At 59.7% G+C, this 25,830-nt stretch carries 21 protein-coding genes and 1 pseudogene; 7 read left to right on the top strand and 15 right to left on the bottom strand.

Features of this window, described 5'->3' with window-relative positions; all coding sequences use genetic code 11:
- The first annotated feature begins 120 nt into the window (after positions 1-120).
- Together dsbD and AC1ROR_RS00125 are read left to right on the top strand one after the other, a co-directional pair.
- Positions 121-1,971, top strand: a complete 1,851-nt coding sequence (dsbD, locus tag AC1ROR_RS00130) for a protein-disulfide reductase DsbD (RefSeq protein ID WP_498588287.1) — start codon at positions 121-123, stop codon at positions 1,969-1,971.
- Positions 1,968-2,573, top strand: coding sequence for a DsbA family protein (locus tag AC1ROR_RS00125; RefSeq protein WP_498588285.1), 606 nt, complete (start codon positions 1,968-1,970; stop codon positions 2,571-2,573). Before dsbD ends, AC1ROR_RS00125 begins: the two co-directional genes overlap by 4 nt.
- Before the next feature lie 78 nt (positions 2,574-2,651).
- Here the strand turns inward: AC1ROR_RS00125 and AC1ROR_RS00120 are convergent, their stop codons facing one another.
- The 6 genes from AC1ROR_RS00120 to AC1ROR_RS00095 form a co-directional block, all read right to left on the bottom strand.
- Positions 2,652-3,311 (bottom strand): DsbA family protein, encoded by a 660-nt coding sequence (locus AC1ROR_RS00120; protein WP_498588284.1) that lies wholly within the window; start codon positions 3,309-3,311, stop codon positions 2,652-2,654.
- Positions 3,312-3,342: 31 nt separating this feature from the next.
- Positions 3,343-4,071 carry a L,D-transpeptidase gene (locus AC1ROR_RS00115; protein WP_498588282.1) on the bottom strand — a complete coding sequence of 243 codons (729 nt, stop codon included), beginning with the start codon at positions 4,069-4,071 and terminating at the stop codon, positions 3,343-3,345.
- Positions 4,072-4,228: 157 nt separating this feature from the next.
- On the bottom strand, positions 4,229-5,290 hold the full coding sequence (locus tag AC1ROR_RS00110) for an ABC transporter ATP-binding protein (protein ID WP_035224373.1): 1,062 nt from the start codon (positions 5,288-5,290) through the stop codon (positions 4,229-4,231).
- The gene (locus AC1ROR_RS00105; RefSeq protein WP_498588280.1) at positions 5,287-7,518 is read right to left on the bottom strand and encodes an ABC transporter permease; all 2,232 of its coding nucleotides are present in this window, start codon (positions 7,516-7,518) and stop codon (positions 5,287-5,289) included. The genes AC1ROR_RS00110 and AC1ROR_RS00105 overlap by 4 nt, the downstream gene beginning before the upstream one ends.
- Before the next feature lie 98 nt (positions 7,519-7,616).
- The gene (locus AC1ROR_RS00100) at positions 7,617-8,642 is read right to left on the bottom strand and encodes an ABC transporter substrate-binding protein (protein ID WP_498588279.1); all 1,026 of its coding nucleotides are present in this window, start codon (positions 8,640-8,642) and stop codon (positions 7,617-7,619) included.
- 114 nt (positions 8,643-8,756) lie between these two features.
- Positions 8,757-9,785, bottom strand: coding sequence for an ABC transporter substrate-binding protein (locus AC1ROR_RS00095; RefSeq protein WP_498588278.1), 1,029 nt, complete (start codon positions 9,783-9,785; stop codon positions 8,757-8,759).
- A 209-nt stretch (positions 9,786-9,994) separates the two neighbouring features.
- Between AC1ROR_RS00095 and AC1ROR_RS00090 the strand changes: the two genes are divergently transcribed.
- Together AC1ROR_RS00090 and AC1ROR_RS00085 are read left to right on the top strand one after the other, a co-directional pair.
- Positions 9,995-10,735 (top strand): response regulator transcription factor, encoded by a 741-nt coding sequence (locus AC1ROR_RS00090; RefSeq protein ID WP_164056433.1) that lies wholly within the window; start codon positions 9,995-9,997, stop codon positions 10,733-10,735.
- A complete protein-coding gene (locus AC1ROR_RS00085; RefSeq protein WP_498588277.1) occupies positions 10,732-12,840 on the top strand; it encodes a sensor histidine kinase in 2,109 nt (702 codons plus the stop codon). The genes AC1ROR_RS00090 and AC1ROR_RS00085 overlap by 4 nt, the downstream gene beginning before the upstream one ends.
- A 20-nt stretch (positions 12,841-12,860) precedes the next feature.
- Here AC1ROR_RS00085 and AC1ROR_RS00080 read toward each other — a convergent pair whose 3' ends face one another.
- Complete coding sequence (locus AC1ROR_RS00080) at positions 12,861-13,781, bottom strand: AraC family transcriptional regulator N-terminal domain-containing protein (protein WP_498588276.1); 921 nt, start codon at positions 13,779-13,781, stop codon at positions 12,861-12,863.
- 240 nt (positions 13,782-14,021) lie between these two features.
- Here AC1ROR_RS00080 and AC1ROR_RS00075 point away from each other — a divergent pair, with 240 nt between their 5' ends.
- On the top strand, positions 14,022-15,092 hold the full coding sequence (locus AC1ROR_RS00075) for an aldo/keto reductase (RefSeq protein ID WP_498588275.1): 1,071 nt from the start codon (positions 14,022-14,024) through the stop codon (positions 15,090-15,092).
- A gap of 69 nt (positions 15,093-15,161) precedes the next feature.
- Here the strand turns inward: AC1ROR_RS00075 and AC1ROR_RS00070 are convergent, their stop codons facing one another.
- Entirely contained in the window at positions 15,162-16,496 is a 1,335-nt protein-coding gene (locus AC1ROR_RS00070) for an aspartate aminotransferase family protein (RefSeq protein WP_498588274.1), read from the bottom strand.
- A gap of 101 nt (positions 16,497-16,597) precedes the next feature.
- On the opposite strand from AC1ROR_RS00070, the gene AC1ROR_RS00065 reads away from it, so the two are divergent.
- Complete coding sequence (locus tag AC1ROR_RS00065) at positions 16,598-17,491, top strand: LysR family transcriptional regulator (RefSeq protein ID WP_498588273.1); 894 nt, start codon at positions 16,598-16,600, stop codon at positions 17,489-17,491.
- 71 nt (positions 17,492-17,562) lie between these two features.
- Here the strand turns inward: AC1ROR_RS00065 and AC1ROR_RS00060 are convergent, their stop codons facing one another.
- The 7 genes from AC1ROR_RS00060 to AC1ROR_RS00030 form a co-directional block, all read right to left on the bottom strand.
- Positions 17,563-17,895 (bottom strand): cytochrome C oxidase subunit IV family protein, encoded by a 333-nt coding sequence (locus AC1ROR_RS00060; RefSeq protein WP_035224355.1) that lies wholly within the window; start codon positions 17,893-17,895, stop codon positions 17,563-17,565.
- Positions 17,896-17,907: 12 nt separating this feature from the next.
- Positions 17,908-18,630: a heme-copper oxidase subunit III family protein gene (locus tag AC1ROR_RS00055; RefSeq protein ID WP_498588272.1), complete on the bottom strand. Its 723-nt coding sequence runs from the start codon at positions 18,628-18,630 to the stop codon at positions 17,908-17,910.
- 12 nt (positions 18,631-18,642) lie between these two features.
- Entirely contained in the window at positions 18,643-19,344 is a 702-nt protein-coding gene (locus AC1ROR_RS00050) for a cytochrome c oxidase subunit 3 (RefSeq protein ID WP_498588271.1), read from the bottom strand.
- The gene (locus AC1ROR_RS00045; protein WP_035224346.1) at positions 19,341-21,119 is read right to left on the bottom strand and encodes a cbb3-type cytochrome c oxidase subunit I; all 1,779 of its coding nucleotides are present in this window, start codon (positions 21,117-21,119) and stop codon (positions 19,341-19,343) included. The genes AC1ROR_RS00050 and AC1ROR_RS00045 overlap by 4 nt, the downstream gene beginning before the upstream one ends.
- Positions 21,120-21,174: 55 nt before the next feature.
- A complete protein-coding gene (locus AC1ROR_RS00040) occupies positions 21,175-21,990 on the bottom strand; it encodes a cytochrome c oxidase subunit II (protein ID WP_080835979.1) in 816 nt (271 codons plus the stop codon).
- 178 nt (positions 21,991-22,168) lie between these two features.
- Positions 22,169-22,555, bottom strand: a complete 387-nt coding sequence (locus AC1ROR_RS00035; RefSeq protein ID WP_142170076.1) for a c-type cytochrome — start codon at positions 22,553-22,555, stop codon at positions 22,169-22,171.
- A 102-nt stretch (positions 22,556-22,657) separates the two neighbouring features.
- Positions 22,658-23,473 carry a DUF2189 domain-containing protein gene (locus AC1ROR_RS00030; protein ID WP_498588270.1) on the bottom strand — a complete coding sequence of 272 codons (816 nt, stop codon included), beginning with the start codon at positions 23,471-23,473 and terminating at the stop codon, positions 22,658-22,660.
- A 797-nt stretch (positions 23,474-24,270) separates the two neighbouring features.
- Between AC1ROR_RS00030 and AC1ROR_RS00025 the strand changes: the two are divergent.
- Positions 24,271-25,830, top strand: a pseudogene (locus AC1ROR_RS00025) (ice nucleation-like protein); the annotation flags it as partial.

The raw sequence follows: 25,830 nt of genomic DNA, 5'->3' as shown, positions 1-25,830 counted from the left end.
ACGTGCGGGAACCTGAAAAACGAACCTTAAGGCTGGCTTAAGCTTGCCACCGGAAGCCTGCGCCACTCATGGACTATCCCATAGGCCTCTCCTAAAAGGCCTATCCCATAAGGAAAAAGAATGCGTCTCAATTTTTCGTTCGTGCTCCTCGTCTTCTTCACCGTCTGCGGACCCGCCTTCGCGCTCAATCCCCCGATGGACATGGCAGACGCGTTCAAGCTCTCGATCGACCGCACGGGAACAGCCGCCACCTTCCGCTGGCAAATAGCAGAGGGATATTATCTCTATCGAGACGCCCTCAACGCCACTGACAGTGACGGAAAACAGCTCGATCTTCAGACATCGCCCGGCGAGATGAAGGACGATCCCGGCTTCGGTAATACGGAGGTCTATTTCGGGCAGGCGGCCGCCACGCTCGCCGATGCGCCCCAGACGATGAAAATGACATTTCAGGGATGCCAGGATGGCGGCATCTGCTATCCGGTGCGAACCGTCACCATCACCGGATCGCAGATCGAGGTGGATGCGCCGTTCGGGATGAACCCGTCACCGCCGCCGGCATTCCAGTCCTTCATCCCCATGTCCCCCGCCGCACAGTCGGAAAAAATAGACCGGCCTGCGCCCGCCGCCGAGCCGGGAATGGTGGAGGGGATGCTGGATCAGGGCGGCACAGCGCTTCTGCTCGTCTCCTTCATGGGCCTTGGCGTGCTGCTCGCCTTCACGCCCTGCGTCTTTCCCATGTACCCGATCCTTGCGGCCACGCTGGGTCGTCAGGGAGCCTCCCTGTCACCTGGACGCAGCTTCATGCTGTCCTCAACCTATGTCGTTGCCCTTGCCGGCGCCTTCAGCCTGTTCGGCATCCTTGCCGCATGGTTCGGCCAGAGCTTTCAGATTGCCCTTCAATCGCCGGTGGCCATCCTCATCACCGCCGCTGTCTTCATCCTTCTTGCCATCGCCAGTTTTGGCGTGGTCGAGGTACAGCTTCCATCGGGGCTGCGGGATCGGCTGGCGCGGTCGCAACGCTCGCTCGGCGGATCCTTCGGCTCGACCGCCATTCTCGGTTTCAGTTCGGCGCTGCTGATCGGCCCCTGCGTGACGGCGCCGCTTGCAGGCGCGTTGCTCTATATCGCCAAGACCGGAAACATGTTGCTCGGCGCGGCGGCGCTCTTTGCACTGGGTATCGGCAAAGGCATTCCGCTCATCCTCATCGGCACCTCCGGCGCAGCACTCCTGCCGCGCGCGGGTGCCTGGATGGCGCAGGTCCGCTGGCTGTTCGGCTTCATCTTCCTCGGCACCGCCATCTGGTATCTGGACCGGCTCATTCCCGCACCCGCAACACTCGCGCTTTCCGCAGCATTGCTCGTGACCCTTGGTGTCTTCTTCGGTGCTTTCGATACGCTGTCACCACAGGCGGGTGTCGGTCGCCGGCTCATGAAATCCGCAAGTCTTCTTTCCGTGCTTTATGGTGCGTTCCTCGCTTTCGGCGCGGCAAGCGGCGGCACGAACATGCTTCAGCCACTCCAGGGCTCCCAAAATTCTGTCATTGCCTCCTCCCCGACCGGCCTGACAAAGGCAAACTTCACCACCGTCGCTTCGGACAATGAACTGAGAGCAACGGTAAGTGAGGCGGGAAAACCAAGCCTCGTCTATTTCACCGCGGACTGGTGCGTTTCCTGCCGGGTCATAGAGCGCTCGGTCCTTGCCGATCCGCAGGTCGCTCAAAGCCTTGCGGATACGAACCTCGTCTCCGTCGATCTTTCAGACCTCACGCCCGAAAAACAGCAACTGATGAAAGACAACAACGTTATCGGCCCGCCGACCATGCTGTTCTTCGATAGAAGCGGGACGGAACTCTCCTCTGCCCGCATGGTGGGCGAGATTTCGGTGCGATCCGTCATCGACGCGGCCACGCAGACGCAGCAAGCCTCCGTGAAACCCGCAATTACCAACATCTCAGGAATTCGCCAATGACCCTCACACGCCGAAACCTCGTCGCAATGGCCGGCCTTGCGGCCATCGCGCCGTCATTCGCTGCCGCCAAAAGCGACCCGACCAGCCGGGAAATGGTGCTGCACGATCCGCAGGCGCCGGTGCTCGGCAATCCGAAGGGCGACGTGACGGTCGTGGAATATTTCGATTACCAGTGCCCCTACTGCAAAACGTCCTACGAGATGGTCCGCGACGTGGTGGAGAAAGACGGCAAGGTCAAGCTCGTGCTGAAAGACTGGCCGGTCTTCGGAGGTGCATCGGTCATGGCGGCGCAGGCGGTGCTTGCGAGCGCCAAGCTCGGCAAATACGAAAAAACACTTGATGCGATGTTTCATACGCCGAACAAATTGCAGCAGGACGATGTCGAAAAAGCCCTTGCAAAGGCAGGCCTCACCTTCGAAGACGTCGGCAAGGCCGTCGTCCAGCATCAGGCATGGATTTCCGGCCTGCTGGATCGGAACTGGATCCAGGCCGCCGCCTTTAAATTCGTCGGCACACCCTCATTTGTCGTGGGATCAACAAGCTTTGCCGGCGTCCTCGACCGCAAGGGCCTGACGGAGGCAATCGCAAAGGCGCGAGGCTAGCGAGAAACGCAGATGCCAGATTGGCAGAATGGTGGCTTCCTGTCCGACCGGACCTGAAACCACCATTATCCGGCAAAACTAAACCTGCTCGCGTGCCTTTTCGAAAAGGCTGGTGAATTCCTCCGCGCTCCGAATAGCGCCGGGAACGAGAAACTTGCCGATGATGAAGGCCGGTGTTCCGGTCAGCTGCAGCGACATTGCCTGTTCATGATTGCGCTCAATCAGCGCATTGATCTCCGTCGCCCTGGATTTGAGATCACTCTCAAGGCGCGCGAAATCAATGCCTGTCGCGCGCACGGCAGCGCGCATCTCGTCCGCTTCCGCCCTGCGGGCTTTGATCGCCATCAGCGCATGATGCACGATCTCGTAACCACCCTGGTAATTTGCCGCCAGCGCCAGACGGGCGCCCTCGACGGAATCTTTCGTAATGATCGGCCAGTCCTTGTAGACCACCCTGATATCCCCGTCCTTCAAGACCGCATCGCGCATGGGAACGGCCGTCTTCTTGCACCACGGGCAATTATAATCGAGGAAGGTGACCATGGTGAGTTTGCCGGCGGGATTGCCGGAAACAGGTGCGGCGGGATCACGCAGGATCATCTCAAGCCTGAGGCTGTTTGCGGATGCGGCAGCCGGAAAAGCAGCGGCGGAAACAGCCGAAAGCGAGCCAAGGAGAAAGGCGCGGCGTCTGAGGCCAGCAAAGCCTGCCTCATCCGCGCGGTTTCGAATGTCGTTCATGGTGATAGGTCTCTCGTTCATATGCCGGCAGTCAGACGCCGAGTTGCGAGCGCTTCGAGGGATCGGGGATAACCACGATGGGGCTGCCATCCCTGACATTGTTGAAGAGATCGATGACGTCCTGATTCAGCAGGCGAATACAGCCCGAGGATACCGCCTTGCCGATGGAGAAGGCCTCCGGCGTTCCATGCAGGCGATAAAGCGTGTCCCTGCCGCCCTGATGAATATAAAGCGCACGCGCCCCCAGAGGGTTTTTAAGACCGGGGGGCATGCCGCCATTCGCGATGCTATAGGGCTGGAGTGCGGGTTGCCGCGCCACCATCTCGTCCGGCGGCGTCCATTTCGGCCACGCACGCTTGTAGGCGACCGTCGCCCGGCCGGACCATGAAAAGCCGTCACGCCCGACGCCAATCCCGTAACGCCTCGCCTTCCCGCCGGGAAGCACGTGATAGAGAAATTTGTTCGGCGTATCGACGATCAGCGTGCCGGGCTTCTCTTCGGTCGGATAATCGACGACCTGCCGCCAGTATTTCGGGTCCACCTGCTTGATGTTTACCGCCGGGATCGGAAAGGTCTCGTCCGGCATCGCCGCATACATCGCCGGGGTCACCGGCGTTGCGGCCTCTGGCAAAGGTTCGTCGCTCTTTACCGGCGTTGCCGTCATCGGCGGCTGGCCGGATGTGGCGCAGCTTGCCAGAAGACTTGCGGCTCCCAGAGCGAGAAGATTTCTGCGGCTGATGAATATTGGTCTGTCGTACATTCTGCGGCATGTCTCCTGTTTGGCGACACACAGTCAGCCGGCACCTTAAGCCAGTCTTAAGGCGACCCGGTGAGACATTTATTTGACATGACCGGACAGAAAAATGCCGGGGGCAGAACCACGTCTGCCCCCTCCCTGGGTGAGATCGGTGAAAAACTCAGGCCTGAATCAATGCAATGCCACGGTTCCTGAAACCGAGCGTGACATCGCTTGCCGGCGGCAGACTGGTCTCAACCGCATGGTCGACGATGAAGAGCGTGCCGATATCGGTCTCGACTTCATATTCGACATGACCACCGAGATAGGCGCTGTGCAGCACCCGCCCCGCAAGCCCCTGCCCGCCCGGCTGGCCGATGGAAATCGAGCCGGGGCGAACCGCAAGCTTTGCCGGGCCGGGCCGGGCGTTGCGTGCCGCAACCCTGTGATCCACACCGCCGACGCGGATCAGCGCATCTGGCCCCTCAAGGCTCAACACTTCGCAGCCAACGACATTCGCCTCGCCCATGAAATCGGCGATGAAGGCGGAGGCTGGCGCTTCATAAAGGTCGCGTGGCGCACCCGACTGGGCGATCTCACCTTCCTTCATCACGATGATCCGGTCGGAAACCGCCAGCGCCTCATCCTGATCATGCGTCACGTAAACGGCGGTAAAACCCAGCCGCTGCTGCAATTCGCGGATTTCGGTGCGCACCCGGCGGCGAAGGCGGGCGTCGAGGTTGGAAAGCGGCTCATCGAGCAGCAATACCTGCGGTTCCAGCACCAGAGCGCGGGCAACCGCGACGCGCTGCTGCTGGCCGCCGGAAAGTTCTGCCGGCAGCCGATGGCCCATGCCGGCGAGGCCGACGAGCTTCAGCCCCTCTTCCGCCTTTTCCCGCGCTTCCGTCTTGCGCAATCCCGAGGATTGCAGGCCATAGGCAACATTGTCGAGCGCGGTCATGTGCGGGAAAAGCGCATAGGACTGGAAGACCATCGAGACATCGCGCTCATTGGCCGGCAGCATGGTGACATCCTTGTCACCGATGAGGATGCGGCCGGAGGTCGGGTGTTCGAGACCCGCCAGCATGCGCAGCGTCGTCGTCTTGCCGCAGCCGGAGGGACCAAGCAGGGTCACCAGCGTGCCAGGCTCGATGGTGAGCGACAGGTCGGGAATGGCGGTGAAGGCCCCGAAAGTCTTGCGGACATTCTGAAAGGTGACGGAACCGGGCTTTACGGAAATCATGCGGTTTTCTCCTGAGCGAGAGGAACGGAGGAAGCGGACGGCAGGCCGGCGACGCGGTTTTCGCGACGCAGACGGCGCTCACCCACAAGAAGCTGGAAGCCGGTAATGACCGTGATCATCACAACGATCAGCATGGAGGAATAGGCAATGGCCACACCGTATTCGCCGTTTTCGACGAGACCGACGATATAGGACGTCGCCATGTTGTACTGCGCGCTGACAAGGAAGATGACGGCGCTGATGGAGGTGATGGCGCGCACGAAGGAATAGACCAGTGCGGCCGTGATTGCGGGCCTCAAGAGCGGCAGGATGACCTTGCGGATGGTGCGGAAACTATTGGCCCGCAGCGTCAGCGAGGCTTCATCGAGGCTCTTGTCGAGCTGGCTCATCGCCGCAATGCCGCCGCGCACGCCGACCGGCATGTTACGGAACACGAAGCAGGCGATGAGGATCAGCGCCGAACCGGTCATTTCCACCGGTGGCAGGTTGAAGGCCATGATGTAGCTGACGCCGATGACCGTGCCGGGAATGGCAAAGCTCATCATCAGCGCAAATTCGAACAGGTTCCGACCGGCAAACTTCTGCCGCACGATGATATAGGCCGTGAGAAGACCGACGGCAGCGGTCAACGGTGCCGAAACCAGCGCGATCTCCATGGTCGTCCAGAACGAGTTCCAGGCAACGCCGGTCCAGGCAATCGAGCCATTGGAAAAGCCGACGGAAAAGGCGCGGATATAGTGGTCAAGCGTCAGTGAATTATCGAGACCCCAGGTCTTCACGAAACCGCCGACAAGGATCATGCCATAAACAACGATGGTGAAGATCATCCACGGCACGACGACCGCATGGACGCCGATGGACAGGCCGCGCGGCAGGGCAATATGCGCGCCGCTATCGCCCTTGCCCGTCACCGTGGCGAAATTCTTGCCCGCCAGCCAGAAGCGCTGGGCAAGGAAGGCCGAAAGCGTGAAGCACAGGAGGATGATTGCCAGAACCGCCGCACGCGAGGGATCGTTCTGCGAGCCGACGACAGCGAAGAAGATTTCCGTCGACAGCACGCCATGGGTGCCGCCAAGCACCAGCGGATTGCCGAAATCCGCCATGCTCTCGATAAAGCCGATAAGGAAGGCATTGGCGAGACCGGGTTTCATCAGCGGCAGCGACACCCGCCAGAAGGTGCGCCAGCGGTCGGCGCGCAGCGTCTGCGACGCCTCTTCCATCGACGGGCTAACGCCTTCGACCACGCCGATCAGCACCAGAAACGAAATGGGCGTGAAGGAAAGAACCTGCGCGATCCAGATGCCGGTCATGCCATAAAGCCAGCGACCCGGCTCAACGCCGAAGAGATAGGAAAGCCACTCGGTGACGACACCAGCGCGACCGAAAAGCAGCGTCAGGGCAAGGCCGATGACGAAAGGCGGCGTGATGATCGGCAGAACGGTGAGAAGCCGCAGGCCCTTCTTGAAGGGAAAGCGCGTGCGGGTGGCGATCAGCGCAAAGCCGAGACCGAGCACGGTCGAGCCGAAGGCGGTCATCAGGGCAAGGAACAACGTGCGCCAGGCAACGCCGCAGCGCTCTTCGCCTGTGACGCAGCCAAGGCTCCAGATGCCGGGATCCTGAATATTACGAATGAAGCCATCGGCGTTGAAGGAGCCATCGAAATCCTGAACGGAAGCGACCAGCATGCTGCCGATCGGATAGAAAACAAAAACCGTGACGAGGAAAACCAGAACGGAAATTGCGCCGACGACAAAGGCGTCTCCTTTCATGACGCCGCGTTCGGCAAGCCCGAAGGCGAAAAGCAGCACGAAGACGAACGACATGACGACAGCCCCTGCCCCCATGGAGGGCTGACCATCGGCAAGCATGCCGAAGAGGTTTTCACTCACCGTCCAGCTCCAGCCGGTAAAGCCGATGGCCAGCCCCTGCAAGGCGAGGAAAACGAGGCCGATAGCACCGATAATGGCAAGCAGTCTGCCGCGCCGCATCGGATCGCCGATAGGCCGGACAAGACACGCGGCAAGGAAAAAGGCAACGATTCCAACCAACCATGGTTTTCCATAGGACAGGATCTGCAGCACACCGGGCGCATTGCTGGCCGACGAGAAAAATCCGGAAAGCCAGCGGAAGCTGAAAAAGCCGCCTTCGATGCGATACCAGGGAAGAAGAATGAGGGCAAAAGCCCCGAACGCCAGGACGATGTCCAGCCTGCAATTGCCACGTGTCATGGCCGACCTCGCTTGTTTCATGCCGATGAAAGAGTGGCGGACACCCCGGCTTTAAAAGCCGGGATGCCTGTCGCCGGAGTTAAGATCAGCGGTTCAGATCAGTTTGCGACCGCACCGACCTCGCGGTCCCAGCGTTCCAGCAGCGCCTTGCGCTTGGCCGGATCGCCATAGGTCTTGAAGTCGTAGTCGATGAGCTTGATGTCCTCGAACTTCGGCGCTTCCTTCGGCACTTCCGCCGTCTTGTTGGAGGGAAGCTGGAAGGACTTGGCGTCCTTCATGCGCGACTGGACTTCCGGCGTGAGCGCCCAGTCGTACCAGGTCTTCGCATTGTCGAGGTTGCGGGCACCCTTGATGATCGACATGGAGCCGATTTCATAGCCAGTACCTTCGCAGGGCGCGATGGACTTGACCGGGAAACCTTCCGCCGTCTGCGCCACCGCATCATGCATGAAGACGATGCCGAGCGCCGTCTCGCCACGCGCCGCTGCCTTGACCGGCGCGGAACCCGACTTGGTATATTGCGAGATATTGACGTTGAGCTTCTTCAGATAGTCGATCGCCTGATCTTCACCCATGATCTGCGCGAGCGAGGCAAGCGCGGTATAGGCGGTGCCCGAAGAGTTAGGATTGGCGATCTGGATTTCGCCTTTCAGTTCCGACGCCAGCAGATCGGCCCAGCACTTCGGCTCCTTGTAACCCTTGGACTTGAAGATTTCGGTGTTGTAGCCCCAGCCCAGCGCACCGGCATAAACGCCGACAGTTCTGTAACCCGTGCTTTCCGCCTGTTTGACGGCCCAGTCCTGCAACTGGTCAAGCATCGGCGACTTGTATTCCAGCGTCAGGTTTTCCGAGGCCGCCTGCATATGCGGATCGCCGGTGCCGGCCCACCAGATATCGGTCTTCGGGTTACGGGCTTCCGCGCGCACCTTGGCATAGGTTTCGCCGGAAGACAGGCGCACCATATTGACCTTGATGTCATGCGACTTTTCGAAATCGCCCTTCATCTGTTCGCAGATGACGACATCGGCCGAGCAGATGAGGTTGAGTTCGCCCGCCGCCTGTGCGGAAACGGCGCTCAGTGCCGTGCCGGCAAAAAGCAGGGTAGAAAGTATCGTCAGTCGCATGGTTATCCTCCTGTAGCTTGCGTCTGAATTCTTGGGCCATGCGCGAACATGGCGCTGCCGGTCGCGGCGCCCTGCGGCGCGCGCGCTGTCTTTTTGAGGTGTTGGTTTCTGGCCCTACTGGGTCTGCCTCGGGTGGATTTCGCTATCGAAGCGGCTCAATAACCGACTTCGCTCTTCCGGCTGTCCGAAGGTGGCGAAGTCGTAATCCACCATCTTGATCATCGATATGTCAGGCGCCGTCAGCGGCAATGTCGCCCGGGCGTTTGATGGCACCTGATTTTGCCCGGCCTTGGCCCCGGTCGCCTGCCCCTCCGGGCTCAGCGCGAATTCAACGAAGGCCTGTGCCAGCGCATCATTGTGGTTGCCCTTGACGATGCTGACCGCCCCGATCTCATAGCCTGTCCCCTCGCAGGGCGCGACGATCACCAGCGGGAAACCTTCGATTTTCTGGGTCACGGCATCATGCATGAAAGAAATGCCGATCATGATCTCGCCCCGCGCCGCCGCCTTGACCGGCGCTGCACCAACCTTGGTATAGCTCACGACGTTCTGATTGAGCTTCGCCATGAAACCAAAAGCCTCCTCCTCGCCGAAGAGCTGAACGAGGGTGGCCAGCATGGTGAAGGCTGTGCCGGAATAGTTCGGATTGCCGGTCAGGATGTGGCCGCGATAGATATCCTTCGCCAGATCCTTCCAGCAGGTGGGTGCGGGCAGGTCGTTCTTCGCGAGCAGTTCCGAATTATAGGCAAAACCCAGTGCACCGGCATAGATGCCAGCCGATTTCGAGCCGGACATCGCATAGAAATTCTGCGCCCAGGGCAGCAGATCCCGCTGATTCACGGGCGTGTACTCTTCCAGCAGGCCTTCCGAGCCGGCCTGCAAATGGGTATCGCCAGTACCGCCCCACCAGACGTCGACAGTGGGATGGGATCGTTCGGCACGAATCTGGTCGAGAATTTCGCCGGTGCTCTTCCTCACCATCGAAATCTCGAGACCTGCCTTGGCTTCGAAAGCCCGCTGCATGGTCAAACACCAAGCCTCGTCGACGCCGCAAAGGACGTTCAACTTCGGCTCGGCCATGCCATGCCCTGCGCCGCACAGCCATAGGACCATGCTCGCCGCAAGTGCGGTCAATGCTTTCAATTAAGCCTCCCTGCCTGGAACCTCCCCGTTCCAGTCTCCACCAACAGCATGTCACATCCTGCCCGCGCCGCAATCGAAGAATGGTTACCAATCTTTCACCGCACCGCCGAACAAGATTACAGATATTACAATTATGACAGGAGAGATAACCAGCGAGCCTTTGAAGATAGTCGGCACCGTGCCTATGATGATGGTGGGAGGAATACAAAGTGCTTAATCAGAAGGTTCGCATTCTGATCGTCGAGGACGATCCGGATATGGCAGAGCTCATCTCGGACCTCGTGGAGGCCGAGGGCTGGCTGCCCACCTGCGCGCGCTCCGCCGAGGAAGCTGACGAGATATTGGCGAAGGACAGGATGCAGCTTGTACTCGTCGACCACAATCTGCCCGGCACATCAGGCCGGACCTTTGCCCAGCGGTTGCGCAGCCAGATCGACATCGGCATCGTCATGGTAACAGCTGCCGGCAGCGCCGCCGACCGGGTTCTGGGCCTCGAGACGGCCGCCGACGATTACGTGGTCAAACCCTTCGAACCCATCGAACTCACGGCCCGGATCAAGGCCGTTCTGCGCCGGACGATCCCCTCGCTGAAACAGGAAAAGGATAGCGAGCGCGATCATGGCCGCGCGACACTCAACCTCGGCGACTGGGCGATTGATCTTGATGCGCGCCGGGCGGTCTGCCTCAGCGATCGCAGCAAGACGCTGACGAGCGCCGAATTCGCGCTTCTGGAGATTCTGGCCGAAACGCCCAACCAGCCCGTCAGCCGCTCGCAGATACTCGACAGACTGGGTTCTGAAAGCGACCGCTACATCGACAGAAATGTCGATGTGCTGGTGCTGCGGCTGAGGCGCAAGATCGAACGTAATCCGGACCTGCCGCGTCACATCAAGACACGGCGCGGAAAGGGTTATGTGCTGCATACCGACGAGGGCGAGCTTTCCCCGTGATCAGCCGCTCCTTCCTCTCCTCCATCGCCTTTCGCCTGCCCTTTGCGATCGTCTTCATCTGCATCCTTGTCTTCAGCCTCTCGGCCATCGCCATTTACGGCCTGCAGCGCGCGCGTGATGAAATGGCGGCCTATGGGTTGCAGGCCTTTTCCAGCCTCGCCAAGGCGTCCCTGGTGTCGCGACAGGTCTCGGACCTCGTCTCCAGCGCCCCCTTCCTGATGAACGCCGCCTCTCCCTATCGCGTTTCCAGCGAGAGCCGGTCCGTCGTTCAGCAGGTTGATATTCTGCTGGAAATGACAGGGCCGGGCAGCGACGATCGGGTCACACGCGGCTTTTCCAACGACCGCATTGTCGAACTTCTCCAGCTTATCAGGGCGCAGACGCTGGATCTGGCAAAGGATGCCGATGCGGCGCAAGGCCACAAGGCGGACGCGGCAGCGGCGCTCGGCGAAATCGCCACTGGCCGGGGTATCGTCGATCCTGAATTGCGCCGGCGGATGAACGGCATCGTGCAGGCCGCATCCGCCTCCGACAGCCTGTTCCAGCTGGGCGAACTGCGCCGCCGCTACGTCGCCGAAACCACGGCACGTCAGGAAGGTTATCCCGGCGAGCGTCTTCCGGTGGCGGAAATGCAGCCCTATGAGCGGGTTTTCGAGGCCCAGAGCCGCTATCTTCTGGAAATGTTCGCAATCCGTGCGTCGGTATCGCGGCTTCACACCGTGTCGCGCGATCTCTCCCATGTCACGGAAACCCAGGGCGACGCGGTTGCCCGCAGCCTGAACGAGGACCTGATCTCGACCTCCGATGCGCTTAGCCGGCTGCTGGTCATCGTCGCCGTCGCTTCCCTTCTGGTTCTGGTGGTGGCGATTTTCTCGATCCGCTCGGTGATGCGCGTCTCGCGCGGCATCGCCTCTCTCTCCAACGGCATGAACGCGCTTGCCAAGGGAGAGAAGGATGTCGGCCCGCCTTCCTACACCGGGCCCGAGACGGAGTTGATCCGCCTGCTAGATGCCTTCCGTGCCTTCCATGACAGCGTCGACCGGGTCTCGCGCCTCAGACGCACGGCGGAAGCGGCGGCGCGCACCATCCGCTCGACCTTCCGCAACATGAATGAGGGAATAGCACTGTTTGATCCGGCTGGCCGGCCGATCACCATGAACCGCCGCATCATCGAGCTCGTCGGACGCTCCGGCTCATCGCGAAAGCTGCCGCTTCGCCGTTTTGTCGAACCCGTCCCGGAAATCGACCCCGCATTATTGCCCTTTGAAAGCGGGCATGGCGAGTTGATGGACCGCGCCGTCGTGCGCCATCGCACAGCAGATCAGCTGGTGATCGAAGTCTCGATGTCACGCCAGCCGGATGGCGGCATCGTCCTGCTCGCCCGTGATGTGACGGCTCTCGATCGCCAGGAAGCAGAAGCCGTAAAGGCCCAGCGACTGGACGGTATCATGCGCATGACCCACCAGGTCAGCCATGAGGTGGGCAACATGATCGGCATCATCACCGGCAGTCTCGGTCTCCTGGAGCGGGAAGCCGGTTTCAACGACCGCCAGAAACGGCACATCGCCCGTATCCGCAAGGCGGCGGATCGCGGCCGGTCTCTCGCCAGCAGCATGCTGACGATCGGCAGCCAGCAGCCGATCCATGCCAGCCACATCAACGTCGCAAACCTGCTGCGCGGCATGGCCGATATTCTCGAGATCGCAGTCGGCCCGAAATGCCGCATCGCGCTTGATATCGATGACGACCTTCCGTCGATCCAACTCGATCCTGCGCTCTTCGAACAGTCCATTCTCAATCTCTGCCTGAATGCCGCAGCCGCCATGCCGGACGGCGGCCTGATCTTGATCGAGGCCACGGCCGAGAAGGATGTGCTGGTCATTGCCGTTACCGACGAGGGCATCGGCATGACGCCCGAGGCCGTGGACAAGGCATTCGAACCCTATTTCACCACACGCGAAGAATATGGCGGCGCGGGTCTCGGCCTCGCCATGGTCTACGGCTTCGTCCGCCAGAGCGGCGGCGAGGCGCATATCCGCTCAAAACCCGGCGAAGGCGCAAGGGTGCAGCTGACTTTTCCGGCAGGCACCGACCACATGAAATAGGGTGCCGGCCCAGCTATTGCCTAGCTGGCTGCCGTGCTCTGGGGCACTGGCCGATCATCGACAGGATGACGCAGGAGATTGGCGTGCTTCGATGGCGGCATTCCGAAAACCCGAACATATTCGCGCGAAAACTGCGACGGGCTTGAATAGCCAACCTGAAACCCCGCGGTTGCTGCATCCAGCCCCTCGCTGAGCATCAGGCGTCTCGCCTCCTGCAATCGCAGTTCCGCCCGGAATTCCAACGGGCTCATCAAGGTGATCGCCTTGAAATGAGCGTGAAAGGTGGAGCGGCTCATTCCGGCTATTTCGGCCGCTGTCTCTATGGGGCAGGCTTCGCGAAAATGGCTTCTGATCCAGACGATTGACCGGGCAATCTGATGGAGATGGGTACCCGCCTGTGCCATGTGCCGGACAACGTCACCGCCCGGCCCGGTCAGCAGCCGATAGAGTATTTCCCGAAGCGCCAGCGGCGCAATCGCGTCAATATCGTCAGGCGTATCCAGAAGGCCCAACAGGCGTGCCGTCGCATTGAGCACCCCCGGATTGGTCTCATTCAGCAGCAGACCGGCCGGCGGCCGGGATTTTCCGGAAGATTTCGACGGATAGCGGATCGCCAGTTCCGCCAGCTCGACCGTATCGAGATCGAGCTGCATGCACAGATATGGCTCTTCCGCACTCGCCTCGATGACGGAGCCCATGACGGGAAGATCGACGGAAGCGATCAGATAACGCGATTTGTCATAGATGAAGGCCGATTGCCCCAGCACAGCCTGCTTGCGGCCCTGCGCCACAAGGCAAAGCGTCGGCTCATAGATCACCGGCATGGGGAGGGTCGGGTGGGAACAGCGGATGAGCTTCACCCCCGGCAACCGGCATTCAAAAGTGCCGTCTCGCGGCGCGTGTCGGGTGATGATATCGACGATGTGGCGGTCCGGGGTCATTCGCCATTTATCTCATATGCGTCCGCGTGACGAAAGTCTGAACCGCGCCTATCGGACAATCGTGCAAGAATCACGGACAATGTTTCGGTCGGGCAAGGCAGTCCTGGCCTGCCCACTTGAGACAATCGTGCAAGAATTCCGGAAATCCGATCTACCGCCCTCACAGGTTTTTCGCGGAAAAAGGTGTCACCCACCCGGCGCATCCCAGCGCTTCAACGAAGACCAATGGAGTATACCAACATGGCTGAAGTGAAATCACTCGATCAATACAGACTGCTCGGCCGATCCGGGCTGCGTGTCTCGCCGCTCTCGCTTGGCACGATGACCTTCGGGTCTGACTGGGGTTGGGGAGCCGACGCTGAAGAAGCCAGACGCATTTTCGATGCATATGTCGACAGAGGCGGCAACTTCATCGATACCGCCGTCAACTACACCAACGGAGCCTCGGAACGCCTTCTTGGCGGCTTCATCAAAGAAAAGCGCGATAATATCGTGCTTGCGACCAAATTTACGATGGCCCTTGATCCGGCGAATATCAATTCCGGCGGCAACCATCGTTTCAACCTCGTGCGGTCGGTGGAGACGAGCCTGCGCCAGCTGGACACGGACCGGATCGATCTCCTCTACCTGCATGCCTGGGATTTCACGACATCGCCCGAAGAAGCCATGCGCTCGCTCGATGATCTCGTGAGAGCCGGCAAGATCCTCTATGTCGGCATTTGTAACACGCCCGCATGGCGCGTAGCGCAGATGCAGACCCTTGCCGATCTCCGCGGCTGGTCACCCTTCGTGGCGCTTCAGATCGAATACAGCCTGGTCGAGCGGACCGTCGAGCATGAGCTTATGCCCATGGCCAGGGCGCTCGGCCTCGGTGTTCTTCCATGGTCCCCGCTCGGCGGCGGCATCCTCACTGGCAAATATGGCCGCGCGGATCTGAGCGACGAGAATGGGGCGAATGTCGCGGCAACCCGCAAGGGCGTGATCGCATCGACCGGCCACCTCAATGAACGCTCGCTCGCCGTCGCCGATGTCGTCGGCACAGTCGCGGAGGAACTCGGCGTTTCGCGATCGCAGGTCGCCCTTGCCTGGACGCTGATCAATCCCGCAGTCGTTTCCCCGGTCATGGGCGCACGCACCCTTGAGCAGGCCGAGGATAATTTCGGCGCCTTGAGCATTTCCTTCACCCAGGATCAGCTTGAGCGACTGAACAGGGCCAGCGCTCCACAGCCGATCTTCCCGGAGCGCTTCATCGGTCGGCCGATGGCGCAGCAGCTCATCTTCGGAACGAACACCGTCAGCAAACGGGCATAATCTACGTAACCCTGCCTCTCGCCGGCGTTTGCAGACACCGGCGAGAGGCAAATCACGACTGCGGCGAACCTAGCCGGCCTTCTGCGCCGCTTCGATCGACGACGCCAATATATCCAGTCCAAGATCGATCTCGGCATCCGAGACGGTCAAGGCCGGTGCAATACGGAAGACGCCGCCCATGCCGGGCAACTTGACGATATTCATGCTCATGCCCCGCAGCATCGCTTCCTGCATGATACGGGCGCCAAGCTCGAAACCGGGGGCTTTCGTGTGCCGGTCGGCGACAACTTCCAGTCCGAGCAGAAGCCCGCGCCCGCGCACATCGCCGACACATTCGAACCGCTGTTGCAGCGAGAGGAGACCTTCTTTCAGACGGTTTCCACGGGCGATCGCCTGCTCGACCAGGCCATCGCGCGCCACGACATCGAGAACCGTCACACCGACAGCCGCCGGCAGCGGATCGGAAACATGGGTGGTATAGAACAGAAAGCCCCTCTCGAATGCCTTCTGCTCGATCTCTGCGCTGGTCATGACGGCAGCAAGCGGCAAGCCGGCGCCGAGCGTCTTCGACAGCGTCATGATATCAGGCGTCACGCCGTCGCGCTGAAAGGCGAACATGTGCCCGGTACGGCCAACGCCGGTCTGGGCTTCATCGAGGATGAGCAGCATGCCGCGCTCCTCGCATTTCTTCTTCAGGGCGGCGAGATAACCGAGCGGGAGTTCGAGAATACCGCCGCTCGACAGGATGGGTTCGGCGATGAAGGCAGCCAGGTTCCCGGTCGACTGACGGTCGATCAGCTCGAAAGCATCGTCCAGCTCCGCCTGCCAGTCGTTTGATCCATCGGGGTTCTTGAAGCGCGGGCGATAGGCATTCGGGGCCGGTATGACCAGCGAGCCGGCCGTGGCCGGGCCATAACCTCGCCGGCCAGCGCTATAGGTGGCCGAAGCCGCAGCGCCCGTCATGCCATGCCAGCTCTGCGCGAAGGCGACGATCTCGTGACCGCCGGTGACGAGCTTTGCCATGCGGATTGCCGCTTCGTTGGATTCCGCCCCGGTCGTCAGCAATTGCACGCGGTCCAGCCCCGGCGCCAGAGCCGCCAGCCGCGTCGCAAGCTCGACCACCGGGCGCGACAGCATGCCGGAAAAGAGATGCGCAACCGAAGCCATCTGCCGGTTGACGGTGGTGACGATATCCGGGTGGGTATGGCCGAGCAAAGCGCTCATCTGGCCCGAGGTGAAATCGAGAATGGCGCGGTCATCCGCATCATAGACAAAACTGCCCTCGGCGCGCTCGACGATGATATCCTCGAAGGCGGGCCCGTAACGGGTCAGATGTGTGTTGGCAGCTGCCCAGAAGGCAGGCTCATCATTGAGCGAGGCAAAGCTTTTTGCGAGATTGTTCATGATGCATTCCCCAATTTTATCTTCGCGGAGAATAACAGGCGCTTGCCGCCCCAGTCTAATTGATAGTATTTTACTCAGATATTGATAATTTTGATATCGCCATGCTCGACCTGACGCTCCTGAAGAACTTTGTCATCGTTGCCCGTGCCGGCTCCATCAGCGTGGCTGCGATGCAGGTTGGGCGCACGCAATCGGCGCTGAGCACGCAGATGCAGCGGCTTGAAGAACTGGTCGGCCACACCCTGCTTCAGCGAACGGGCTCCGGCGTGCGGGTGACTGCTGCCGGCGAGAAACTTCTCGCCCATGCCAGCGCGCTCCTTGCCCGGCACGACGAAATCCTTGCCGACATGAACGGGGAGACATTGCAGGGCGCCGTCAGCCTGGGGTGCCCTGAGGATTATTCGATTGCCTTCCTGCCGGAACTGCTGCGCGGCTTCTGCGCCAGCCACCCCAAAGTCGAACTGCGCATGGTCTGCGCGCCGACAATAGAATTGCGCCCGCTCCTGCAGCGGCGGCAGATCGACATCGCGCTGGTCTCCCAATCCGATCCGGACCATGACGACGTCCTGCGCAGGGAGAGCTTCGTCTGGGTTGCGGATAAGCCGGAACCGGATCTGCTTGCCAAGGACATTCTGCCGCTTGCTCTTTCGGCACCGGCGACACTTGACCACCGTGCGGCCTGCGATGCCATGGAAGCTGCCAATCGCCGTTACCGTGTTGCCTTTGCCAGCAACAGCCTTGCCGGCCTCATCGCCATCGCCCGCTCCGGCCATGCGATCAGTGTCCTGACAAGGACAGCCGTTCCGCCTGATCTTCATATCGTGGAAAAGGGGCTGCCGCCCCTGCCGACCATCGGCATTGCGATGGAATTTGCCGATCCGCAGACATCCTCGACCGTCCGAGTTCTCGGCGACCATATCCGCGCCGTTCTTCCGGGCTTGAACACCATTACATCTTCCGAGCGATCCACAGCAGGATCATTGGCGAGTTCCTGATGTGAGTCAGCCCTCCATCGCCTTCACGTCCAGACCTGTCCAGCGCGCGGCAAAAGCCCAGAGATCGGCAGCTATGAACCAGCCCCCAGAAAAGCCAGACGGGTCAGGAGCGTGTAGTGCGATTCCGAGACCATCAAAGCTGTGAAAACCAGCACGAGGACGGGGGGAAGAAGGACGGCATAGATCAAGATCAGCCGTTCCCAGGCCATATGCATGAAAATCGCAATGATCAGCCCGGCCTTCAGCGCCATGAACAGGAGGATCAGCGACCATCTGGGATAGCTCTGGATGCCGAGATAGTCGACGAGATAGGAGCAGGCGCTGAGGACAAAAAGCAGTCCCCAGACCACCATATAAAGTTTTATCGGATGCTGCTGTCCCTGTTGTGACTGTTGCTGCGCCATGATGCCATCCTCTCACCACAGATAGAAGAATGCAAAGATGAAGACCCACACCAGATCCACGAAGTGCCAGTAAAGCCCGGTTATCTCGACGATCTCGTAATTGCCTTTCCGGCTGGTGAAAAATCCTCGTCTTTCCTGATCGAAATCTCCCCGCCAGACCTTTCGCGCCACGATCAGAAGGAACACCACCCCGATCGAAACATGGGTGCCGTGAAAACCCGTGATCATGAAGAAGGACGAACCGAATTGAGCGGCACCGAAGGGGTTTTCCCAGGGGCGAACACCCTCCGCGATCAGTTTCGTCCATTCAAATGCCTGCATTCCGACGAATGTCGCACCGAGGGCGGCAGTCACCAGCATCAGCGCGGCGGTTTTGCGCCGATCGCGGCGGTATCCGAAATTGACGGCCATGGCCATCGTGCCGCTGCTGCTGATGAGGACGAAGGTCATGATCGCAATCAGGATCAGCGGAATATCCTCGCCACCGATCGTCAGGGCGAAAACCTCGCTGGGATTGGGCCAGGTAGCGGTGGTCGACATGCGCGCGGACATATAGGCAAGGAGAAAGCAGCCGAAAATGAAGGTGTCGCTCAGGATGAAAATCCACATCATCGCCTTGCCCCAGGAGACGCTCTTGAACGCCCGCTGGTCCGATGACAGATCAGCGGCAACGCCGCGCCGTCCCGTGGGCCGCAGATGTGGATCGCTTAAGGGTCTTTCCGTGGATGCGGTCATGATCGACACTCCTCACGTGACCAATTGACGGCAGAGATCGACAAAACTATTCGCCCAGCCGGCGAAGATTGCAAAAAGGATCAGCCAGACGACGAACATGAAATGCCAGTAGATGGCGCAGAGATCCACGCTCAGGCGAACTCCCGCAGCAGGGCCGATCCGGGCGCGGATTGCCGTGCGCCCGAGCACGAAAAGCCCGCCCAATATGTGCAGGCCATGCAATCCGGTGATCATGTAGAAGAAGCTGTTCGATGGGTTATCCGCCAGCACATAACCCGCGGACACCAGTTGCCGCCACGCCAGACCCTGCCCGGCAACAAAGAGAACAGCCGTCACGAACGCCACGGCAAGCGCCACATCCAGCATTTCGCGCCGATCTACGCGGGCTTCGGTTTTAGCCCATTGCAGCGCGACGCTGCTGGCGGCAAGGGCCACCGTATTTACCCACAGCAACCGCGGGATCGGGATACCCCACCAGTCGGCACCGCCCATGCGGCCGAGATAGGCGCTGATGAACAGTGTGAACAGGGCGCCGACGACAGCAAGAAAAATGCCGAGCCCAAGTTTCGCGATTGTTTCCGATGAGCCCCGCATCCCCGGCGCATCGTCTGACACACCCGCTTCCAGCCAGGGCTTCGAGGTTAACCGCTGGCTGGCCATCCACCAGCCGATAATGCAGGCAATACCGGCCATGAAAATGAGAATGGCGCTCATGACAACGCCCTCTCGGACGGTCCCGCCGCAGCCGGCTGGTTTTGCGGCAGGAAGTCCTCAGCCGCGCCGGGAACGCTGTAGTCATAGGGCCAGCGATAGACGACCGGCAGTTCCTTGCCCCAGTTTCCGTGAACCGGCGGCGTTTGTGGCGTCTGCCATTCCAGTGTCGTTGCCCGCCACGGATTGCCGCCCGCCTCTTTGCCCCAGCGCAGGCTCCAGGCGAGATTGAACAGGAACAGCAATTGCGCCGCGCCGACGATCAGCGCGGCGACGGTGATGAACATGTTCAGCGTATGCGCCGAAGGCGGAATGAATGCAGTCTCGCCCAGTTCGTAATAGCGGCGCGGTACGCCCATCAGGCCAAGATAATGCATCGGGAAGAAGATGGCATAGGCGCCGAGAAAGGTGATCCAGAAATGGATATGCCCCATCGCCGCATTCAGCATGCGGCCGGTGACTTTCGGATACCAGTGATGGATTGCGCCGAAGACCACCATGATGGGCGCAACCCCCATCACCATGTGGAAATGGGCGACAACGAACATCGTATCCGAAAGCGGCACGTCGACGACGACATTGCCGAGGAAGAGACCGGTCAAGCCGCCATTGATGAAGGTGACGATGAAGGCGAGCGCAAACAGCATCGGCAAATTCAGATGGATATCGCCGCGCCAGAGCGTCAGCACCCAATTATAGACCTTGATCGCCGTCGGCACGGCGATGATCAGTGTCGTGGTGGCGAAAAAGAACCCGAAATTCGGATTCATGCCGCTGACATACATATGATGTGCCCAGACGACAAAGCTCAGCGCCGCGATGATGACGATCGCCCAGACCATCATCCGGTAACCGAAGATGTTCTTGCGCGCATGGGTGCTGATCAGATCCGAGACGATGCCAAAAGCAGGAAGCGCGACGATATAGACCTCCGGATGGCCGAAGAACCAGAAGAGGTGCTGGAACAGGATGGGACTGCCGCCGCCCTGCTTCAACTGTTCGCCCATCTCGACGATGGCGGGCATGAAGAAACTCGTGCCGAGCAACCGGTCGAACAACATCATCACGGCGGCGACGAAGAGCGCCGGGAAGGCAAGCAGCGCCATGACGGTCGCCGTGAATATGCCCCATATCGTCAGGGGCATGCGCATCAGTGTCATGCCGCGCGTTCGCCCCTGCAACACGGTGACGACGTAATTCAGCCCGCCCAAAGTGAAGCCGATGATGAACAGGATCAGCGATGAAAGCATCAGGATGATGCCCCAGTCGCGCCCGCCCGGTGTTCCCGAAAGCAGGGACTGCGGTGGATAAAGCGTCCATCCGGCGCCCGTTGGCCCGCCGGGCGCGAAGAAGCCGGCGACCAGCACGAGCACGGCGAGCAGATAAAGCCAGTAGCTCAGCATGTTCGCATAGGGAAACACCATGTCGCGGGCGCCGAGCATCAAGGGGATCAGATAATTGCCGAAACCGCCGAGAAACAATGCGGTCAGCAGATAGATCACCATGATCATGCCGTGCATGGTGATGAACTGATAATAGTGTTCGGCGTCGATGAAGGAGAAATAGCCGGGAAAGCCAAGTTGCAGGCGCATCAACCAGGAAAGCACCAGCGCCACCATGCCGATTGCCGTCGCGGTCAGAAAATACTGGATGGCGATGATCTTGGCATCCTGGCTGAAGACATATTTCGTCCACCAGCTTTTCGGGTGATAAAGCTCGACATCCTCGACCTCGGCTGGCTGGATGACCTGCCCCGCGCCGGACCCAATCTCGACCATCTCCTGTCCTCCCTGTTTCCTCCGACGCGGTTTTTCCGTCAACGATGCGTGGCGCTCATCTGGCCGCCGACTTTTCCGCCAGGGCCAGCGATTTCGAGAAAGTCGGCTGCTGCTGTAACCAGGCCTGATAGTCGGCCTCGGTATCGACAACGACGGTGCCGCGCATCTGCGGATGGCCGACGCCGCACAGTTCCGCGCAGAGAACCTCGAAGGTTCCGGTCCGTGTCGGCGTGAACCAGTAATAGGTGACCGAACCGGGGATCATGTCCATCTTGGCCCGGAATTCCGGCACGTAGAAATCATGCACCACGTCGACCGCGCGCAGCAGCATTTTCACCGGCGTGCCGACGGGCAAATGCAACTCGCCGCCCTCGACGATGACGTCGTCCATTCCGGCAGGATCGTTTCTGTTCACACCGAGCGGATTGTCAGGCGCAATGGCGCGCGTATCCGCACGTCCGAGCCGTCCGTCCGCTCCCGGCAACCGAAAACTCCATTGCCATTGCTGACCGACGACTTCCACCTCACCCGCACCATCCGGAACAGTGACGAATTGTTTCCACACAAAGAGGCCCGGCAACAGCATCGCGGCCACCCCGACCCCGGTTCCGCCCGCCAGCCACCATTCCAGACGCTTGTTCTCGGGCTGATATGCGGCCCGGTTTCCGGGGCGGTGCCTGAAGCGGAACACGCAATAGGCGACAAACAATACGACGGCCGAGAAAACGAAGCCGGTAATCCAGAAGGTGATGGTGATCGTATTGTCGATATAGCTCCAGTTCGACGCGATTGGCGTCCACCACCAAGGGCTGAGAAGATGGAATATGATCGATCCCACCACCAGTAGAACGAGAACCACAACGACAGCCATCGCCTCCTCCCCTGACACTTCCCTGACGCGGCCGCGAATATTTCCACAATCCTGTCGCGAAATGTATTAGCATTATCTCATGAACGCGTCGGGCGGGCAATCGCGACGGCAATGGCGGTTCGCCCCTCTTTCGGCCTTATCACGTCAGTCCGACCCGGCTCTTCCACGCGTCATCCCGCTACTTGGAATATTGCTTCAGATAGGCGATCAGATTGGTGATTTCGGTGTCGTCCTTCAGCCCGACAAAGGCCATTTTCGTGCCCTTAACCTTCGCCTTGGGGTCGTGCAGATAATCGCGAAGCGACGTCTCGTTCCACACCAGCCCGGCCTTGCCGGCATCCTGCATCGCCTGTGAATAGGCGAAATTCGGATGTGTGCCGGCGGTTCTGCCGAACAGGCCGTTCAGCGAGGGCCCTACCTTGTTCTGGTCCGTTTCGGCCACATGGCAAATGCCGCATTTCTTGAAAATGGTGGCGCCTGCGGCAGGGTCGCCCTCCTGCGCGCGCGCCTCAAGCGGAAGGGTAATGGGGAAAAGCAGACAGACGGCAAGAAATCGATACAACATGACATCCTCACGCGCTCCATCGCCATCCCGGCCGGCACGGCTCCCTTTGGGGGAAGCCGCAACGGCGGGAAGGGTGATCGACAACTAGGTTTCGTTATGAATTCAAGGCTTACGGTTTGGATAAACGGGAACGATCAATTTCCGATAGAGATGCCAGGTCGAATGTCCGAGGATGGGCATAACGACCGCGAGACCGATGAAAACCGGGATCGTGCCGACGACGAGCAGCGCTGCGACAATCAGCCCCCAGAGCGCAACCGGAACCGGATTGGCAAGCGTGGCGCGTATGCTCGCATCCACCGCCGCAACCGCGCCCACATCCCGGTCCAGCATCAGCGGGAAAGCCACCACCGTTGTCGCCAGCACAATGACCGCGAAAACGAAACCGGCAAGGTTACCCCAAATGATGAGGGACAGCCCTTGCGGGGTCGTCAGAACGTCTGACACAAATGTTGAGAACGAGACCGGGCCAACCGCCTCGAAACTCGTGGTGTAGATGTGCTGTGCGACAATCAGCCAGACGACGAAAAGCGCAAACAGCATGACACCGACGGCAATGATCGACGGCAACGCCGGAGAGTGCCGAACCTCCAGTGCGTGACGCCAGGAACTATCCAACCCCTGCTCACGGCGTCGACTGATTTCATAAAGACCGATGGCCGCGATCGGGCCAATCAAGGCAAAACCTGACATCAAAGGATAAATCAGCGGCAGCAGATTGGCGCCGGAACTCCACATGATGAGAAAAACACCCGCGATCGGATACATAAGACAGATAAAAACGTAATGGGAGGGTTTCTCTCGAAAGTCCTCAAGCCCCAACTTCAGGGCATCCACAAGATCCGCTACATTTATCTTCCGGACTTCGGGGCGTGCAAATTCGCCACTCGCGCCGGCCATGACATGGAATGCCGTCATAGCATCTCTCCTCCTGCGCCATGATCCGGCCGGCGGCATAGGGACGCCCGGTGATTTTTTATCCATGCGTCAAACCGCAACCGGTAACTTTGAATCTATCAAATATTCTCGTATTTGTCGCCTATTCTTTAAATTAGAAAAAATAGATGTTTGCCGTCGGCATGACCGGCGAGTCCCCAAACCGACCCTATGAAGACGATTCTCACCGTCACGCTCCCTGAGCTTGGCAGCATGACACGTCATGGGGAGTGAACCTGCCTGCGGGACCCAAGAGAAGCGCAGTCATACGGAGCCCTGCATCTTCTCGTCAAAATCCGCGCAATCTCTCTAGATTAAATTCAGAAAAATACTTCGTTGGCTAAGCACAAAAATCAATTGATAACGCATCTATTGGATAAAATCGAATTAAATATGCATATATATTAATTTATATAAAAATAAATATATGAAACTTAAGTATTTTATTTTTTATAAATATATATAACTAGAAATATAAAAGAATTAAATTTACAATCATCAAGTATTAACTCGACTTTAAATGTTTAAATGATATGAACCTCATATCGCAACAATTCTTAGGCGATAGAAATTATTGAGCGGCATTCGCACAAGCTAGCGTGGAAAATCCGGGCCAATTCTCCGGCTCGAATTGCATGATGCTTTTCCGGCGCAGGTTCACATGAGCCATGTTCTTCACAATTTCGCTTTATTTGCAGATGTCGGACCGTTGCCATCAAGAACGGTGTCTGGCGGCAGATAGGCGTGACCAGTCGCCATCCGGTTAAAGGGACACGTTCATGACTTCAATTCTCTCTTCACTATCTGCTGTGCAGATTTCCAGGCTTTCCACGTCCACAATCGCCGGCCTGACCTCGGCGGACGTCAATGCCCTGGATAACAACAGGATCAAGGCACTCACCTCGTCTCAGATCGCCTCTTTGAGCACAGATAACCTTGCTCTTTTCGGCTCCGAAGACCTTCGCGCCATCTCGGTAAGCGCCGTCAAGGGACTGACCCTGTCCCAGATCGCAAAACTGAGCTCCGCTCAGATCAACAGCCTGTCGGCATCTCAGGTCACGGCGCTGTACGTCAGCCAGATTGAAGCCCTGTCGACCGAACAGATCAAAGCGCTGAACTCTACTCAGATTGCCGGCCTCAGCTCCGCGCAGATCGGTACCCTCAGCAGCGCCGAACTCGCACTTTTCTCCACCGATGAGATCAAGGCCATCAGCGTCAACGCCATCGCCAGCCTTTCCGCGGCCGCCCTCTCCGGTCTCAGCACCGAAAACGCGGCGGCACTGACGAAGACACAGATCGCAGCCCTGTCCTCGACACAGCTTGGCGCATTGTCGACCGACAACCTCGCCACCTTCTCTACCGATGAGATCAAGGCCATCAGCACCAGGGCCTTTGCCGGCCTCGATGCCAGCAAACTGACCACCGGCACCATCGCCGCCCTGAGCCGAGCACAGGTCGCAGCACTCTCCTCGACACAACTCGAAGCCCTCTCGACCGATCGGATACAGGCGCTCACCTCGGATCAGATCGCCGGTCTCAGCTCCGCGCAGATCGGTACCCTCAGCAGCGCCGAACTCGCGCTTTTCTCCACCGATGAGATCAAGGCCATCAGCGTCAACGCCATCACCGGCCTTTCCGCGGCCGCTCTCTCCGGTCTCAGCGGCACCAACGCTGCGGCCCTGACAAAAGCGCAGATCGCAGCCCTGTCCTCCACACAGCTTGGCGCTCTGTCCTCCGAGAGCCTCGCCACCTTCTCCACCGACGCGATCAAGACAATCAACACCAGAGCTCTCGCCGGCCTCGATGCCAGCAAGCTGACCACCGGCGCCATCGCAGCCCTGAGCCGAGCACAGGTCGCAGCACTCTCTTCGGCACAACTCGAAGCCCTCTCGACCGATCGCGTCCAGGCGCTCACCTCGGATCAGATTGCCGGTCTCAGCTCCGCACAGATCGGTACCCTCAGCAGCGCCGAACTCGCGCTTTTCTCCACCGATGAGATCAAGGCCATCAGCGTCAACGCCATCACCGGCCTTTCCGCAGCCGCCCTCTCCGGCCTCAGCAGCACCAATGCCGCGGCACTGACGAAAGCGCAGATCGCGGCCCTGTCCTCGACTCAGCTTGGTGCATTGTCGACCGACAATCTGGCAACCTTCTCTACCGATGAGATCAAGGCCATCAGCACCAGAGCCTTTGCCGGCCTCGATGCCAGCAAACTGACCACCGGCACCATCGCCGCCCTGAGCCGAGCACAGGTCGCAGCACTCTCCTCGACACAACTCGAAGCCCTCTCGACCGACCGCATCCAGGCGCTCACTTCGGATCAGATTGCCGGTCTCAGC

Source organism: Agrobacterium sp. GW821-FHT14E08 (genome assembly GCF_058803865.1).
The sequence above is the reverse complement of the archived record's forward strand: the minus strand, read 5'-3'. Positions and strand labels throughout refer to the sequence as shown.

Bases quoted from the DNA above. Each gene is read 5' to 3' on its own strand.
- dsbD (WP_498588287.1), top strand. From the start codon at position 121: ATGCGTCTCAATTTTTCGTTCGTGCTCCTCGTCTTCTTCACCGTCTGC.
- AC1ROR_RS00125 (WP_498588285.1), top strand. From the start codon at position 1,968: ATGACCCTCACACGCCGAAACCTCGTCGCAATGGCCGGCCTTGCGGCC.
- AC1ROR_RS00120 (WP_498588284.1), bottom strand. From the start codon at position 3,311: ATGAACGACATTCGAAACCGCGCGGATGAGGCAGGCTTTGCTGGCCTC.
- AC1ROR_RS00115 (WP_498588282.1), bottom strand. From the start codon at position 4,071: ATGTACGACAGACCAATATTCATCAGCCGCAGAAATCTTCTCGCTCTG.
- AC1ROR_RS00110 (WP_035224373.1), bottom strand. From the start codon at position 5,290: ATGATTTCCGTAAAGCCCGGTTCCGTCACCTTTCAGAATGTCCGCAAG.
- AC1ROR_RS00105 (WP_498588280.1), bottom strand. From the start codon at position 7,518: ATGACACGTGGCAATTGCAGGCTGGACATCGTCCTGGCGTTCGGGGCT.
- AC1ROR_RS00100 (WP_498588279.1), bottom strand. From the start codon at position 8,642: ATGCGACTGACGATACTTTCTACCCTGCTTTTTGCCGGCACGGCACTG.
- AC1ROR_RS00080 (WP_498588276.1), bottom strand. From the start codon at position 13,781: ATGACCCCGGACCGCCACATCGTCGATATCATCACCCGACACGCGCCG.
- AC1ROR_RS00075 (WP_498588275.1), top strand. From the start codon at position 14,022: ATGGCTGAAGTGAAATCACTCGATCAATACAGACTGCTCGGCCGATCC.
- AC1ROR_RS00070 (WP_498588274.1), bottom strand. From the start codon at position 16,496: ATGAACAATCTCGCAAAAAGCTTTGCCTCGCTCAATGATGAGCCTGCC.
- AC1ROR_RS00065 (WP_498588273.1), top strand. From the start codon at position 16,598: ATGCTCGACCTGACGCTCCTGAAGAACTTTGTCATCGTTGCCCGTGCC.
- AC1ROR_RS00060 (WP_035224355.1), bottom strand. From the start codon at position 17,895: ATGGCGCAGCAACAGTCACAACAGGGACAGCAGCATCCGATAAAACTT.
- AC1ROR_RS00055 (WP_498588272.1), bottom strand. From the start codon at position 18,630: ATGACCGCATCCACGGAAAGACCCTTAAGCGATCCACATCTGCGGCCC.
- AC1ROR_RS00050 (WP_498588271.1), bottom strand. From the start codon at position 19,344: ATGAGCGCCATTCTCATTTTCATGGCCGGTATTGCCTGCATTATCGGC.
- AC1ROR_RS00045 (WP_035224346.1), bottom strand. From the start codon at position 21,119: ATGGTCGAGATTGGGTCCGGCGCGGGGCAGGTCATCCAGCCAGCCGAG.
- AC1ROR_RS00040 (WP_080835979.1), bottom strand. From the start codon at position 21,990: ATGGCTGTCGTTGTGGTTCTCGTTCTACTGGTGGTGGGATCGATCATA.
- AC1ROR_RS00035 (WP_142170076.1), bottom strand. From the start codon at position 22,555: ATGTTGTATCGATTTCTTGCCGTCTGTCTGCTTTTCCCCATTACCCTT.
- AC1ROR_RS00030 (WP_498588270.1), bottom strand. From the start codon at position 23,473: ATGACGGCATTCCATGTCATGGCCGGCGCGAGTGGCGAATTTGCACGC.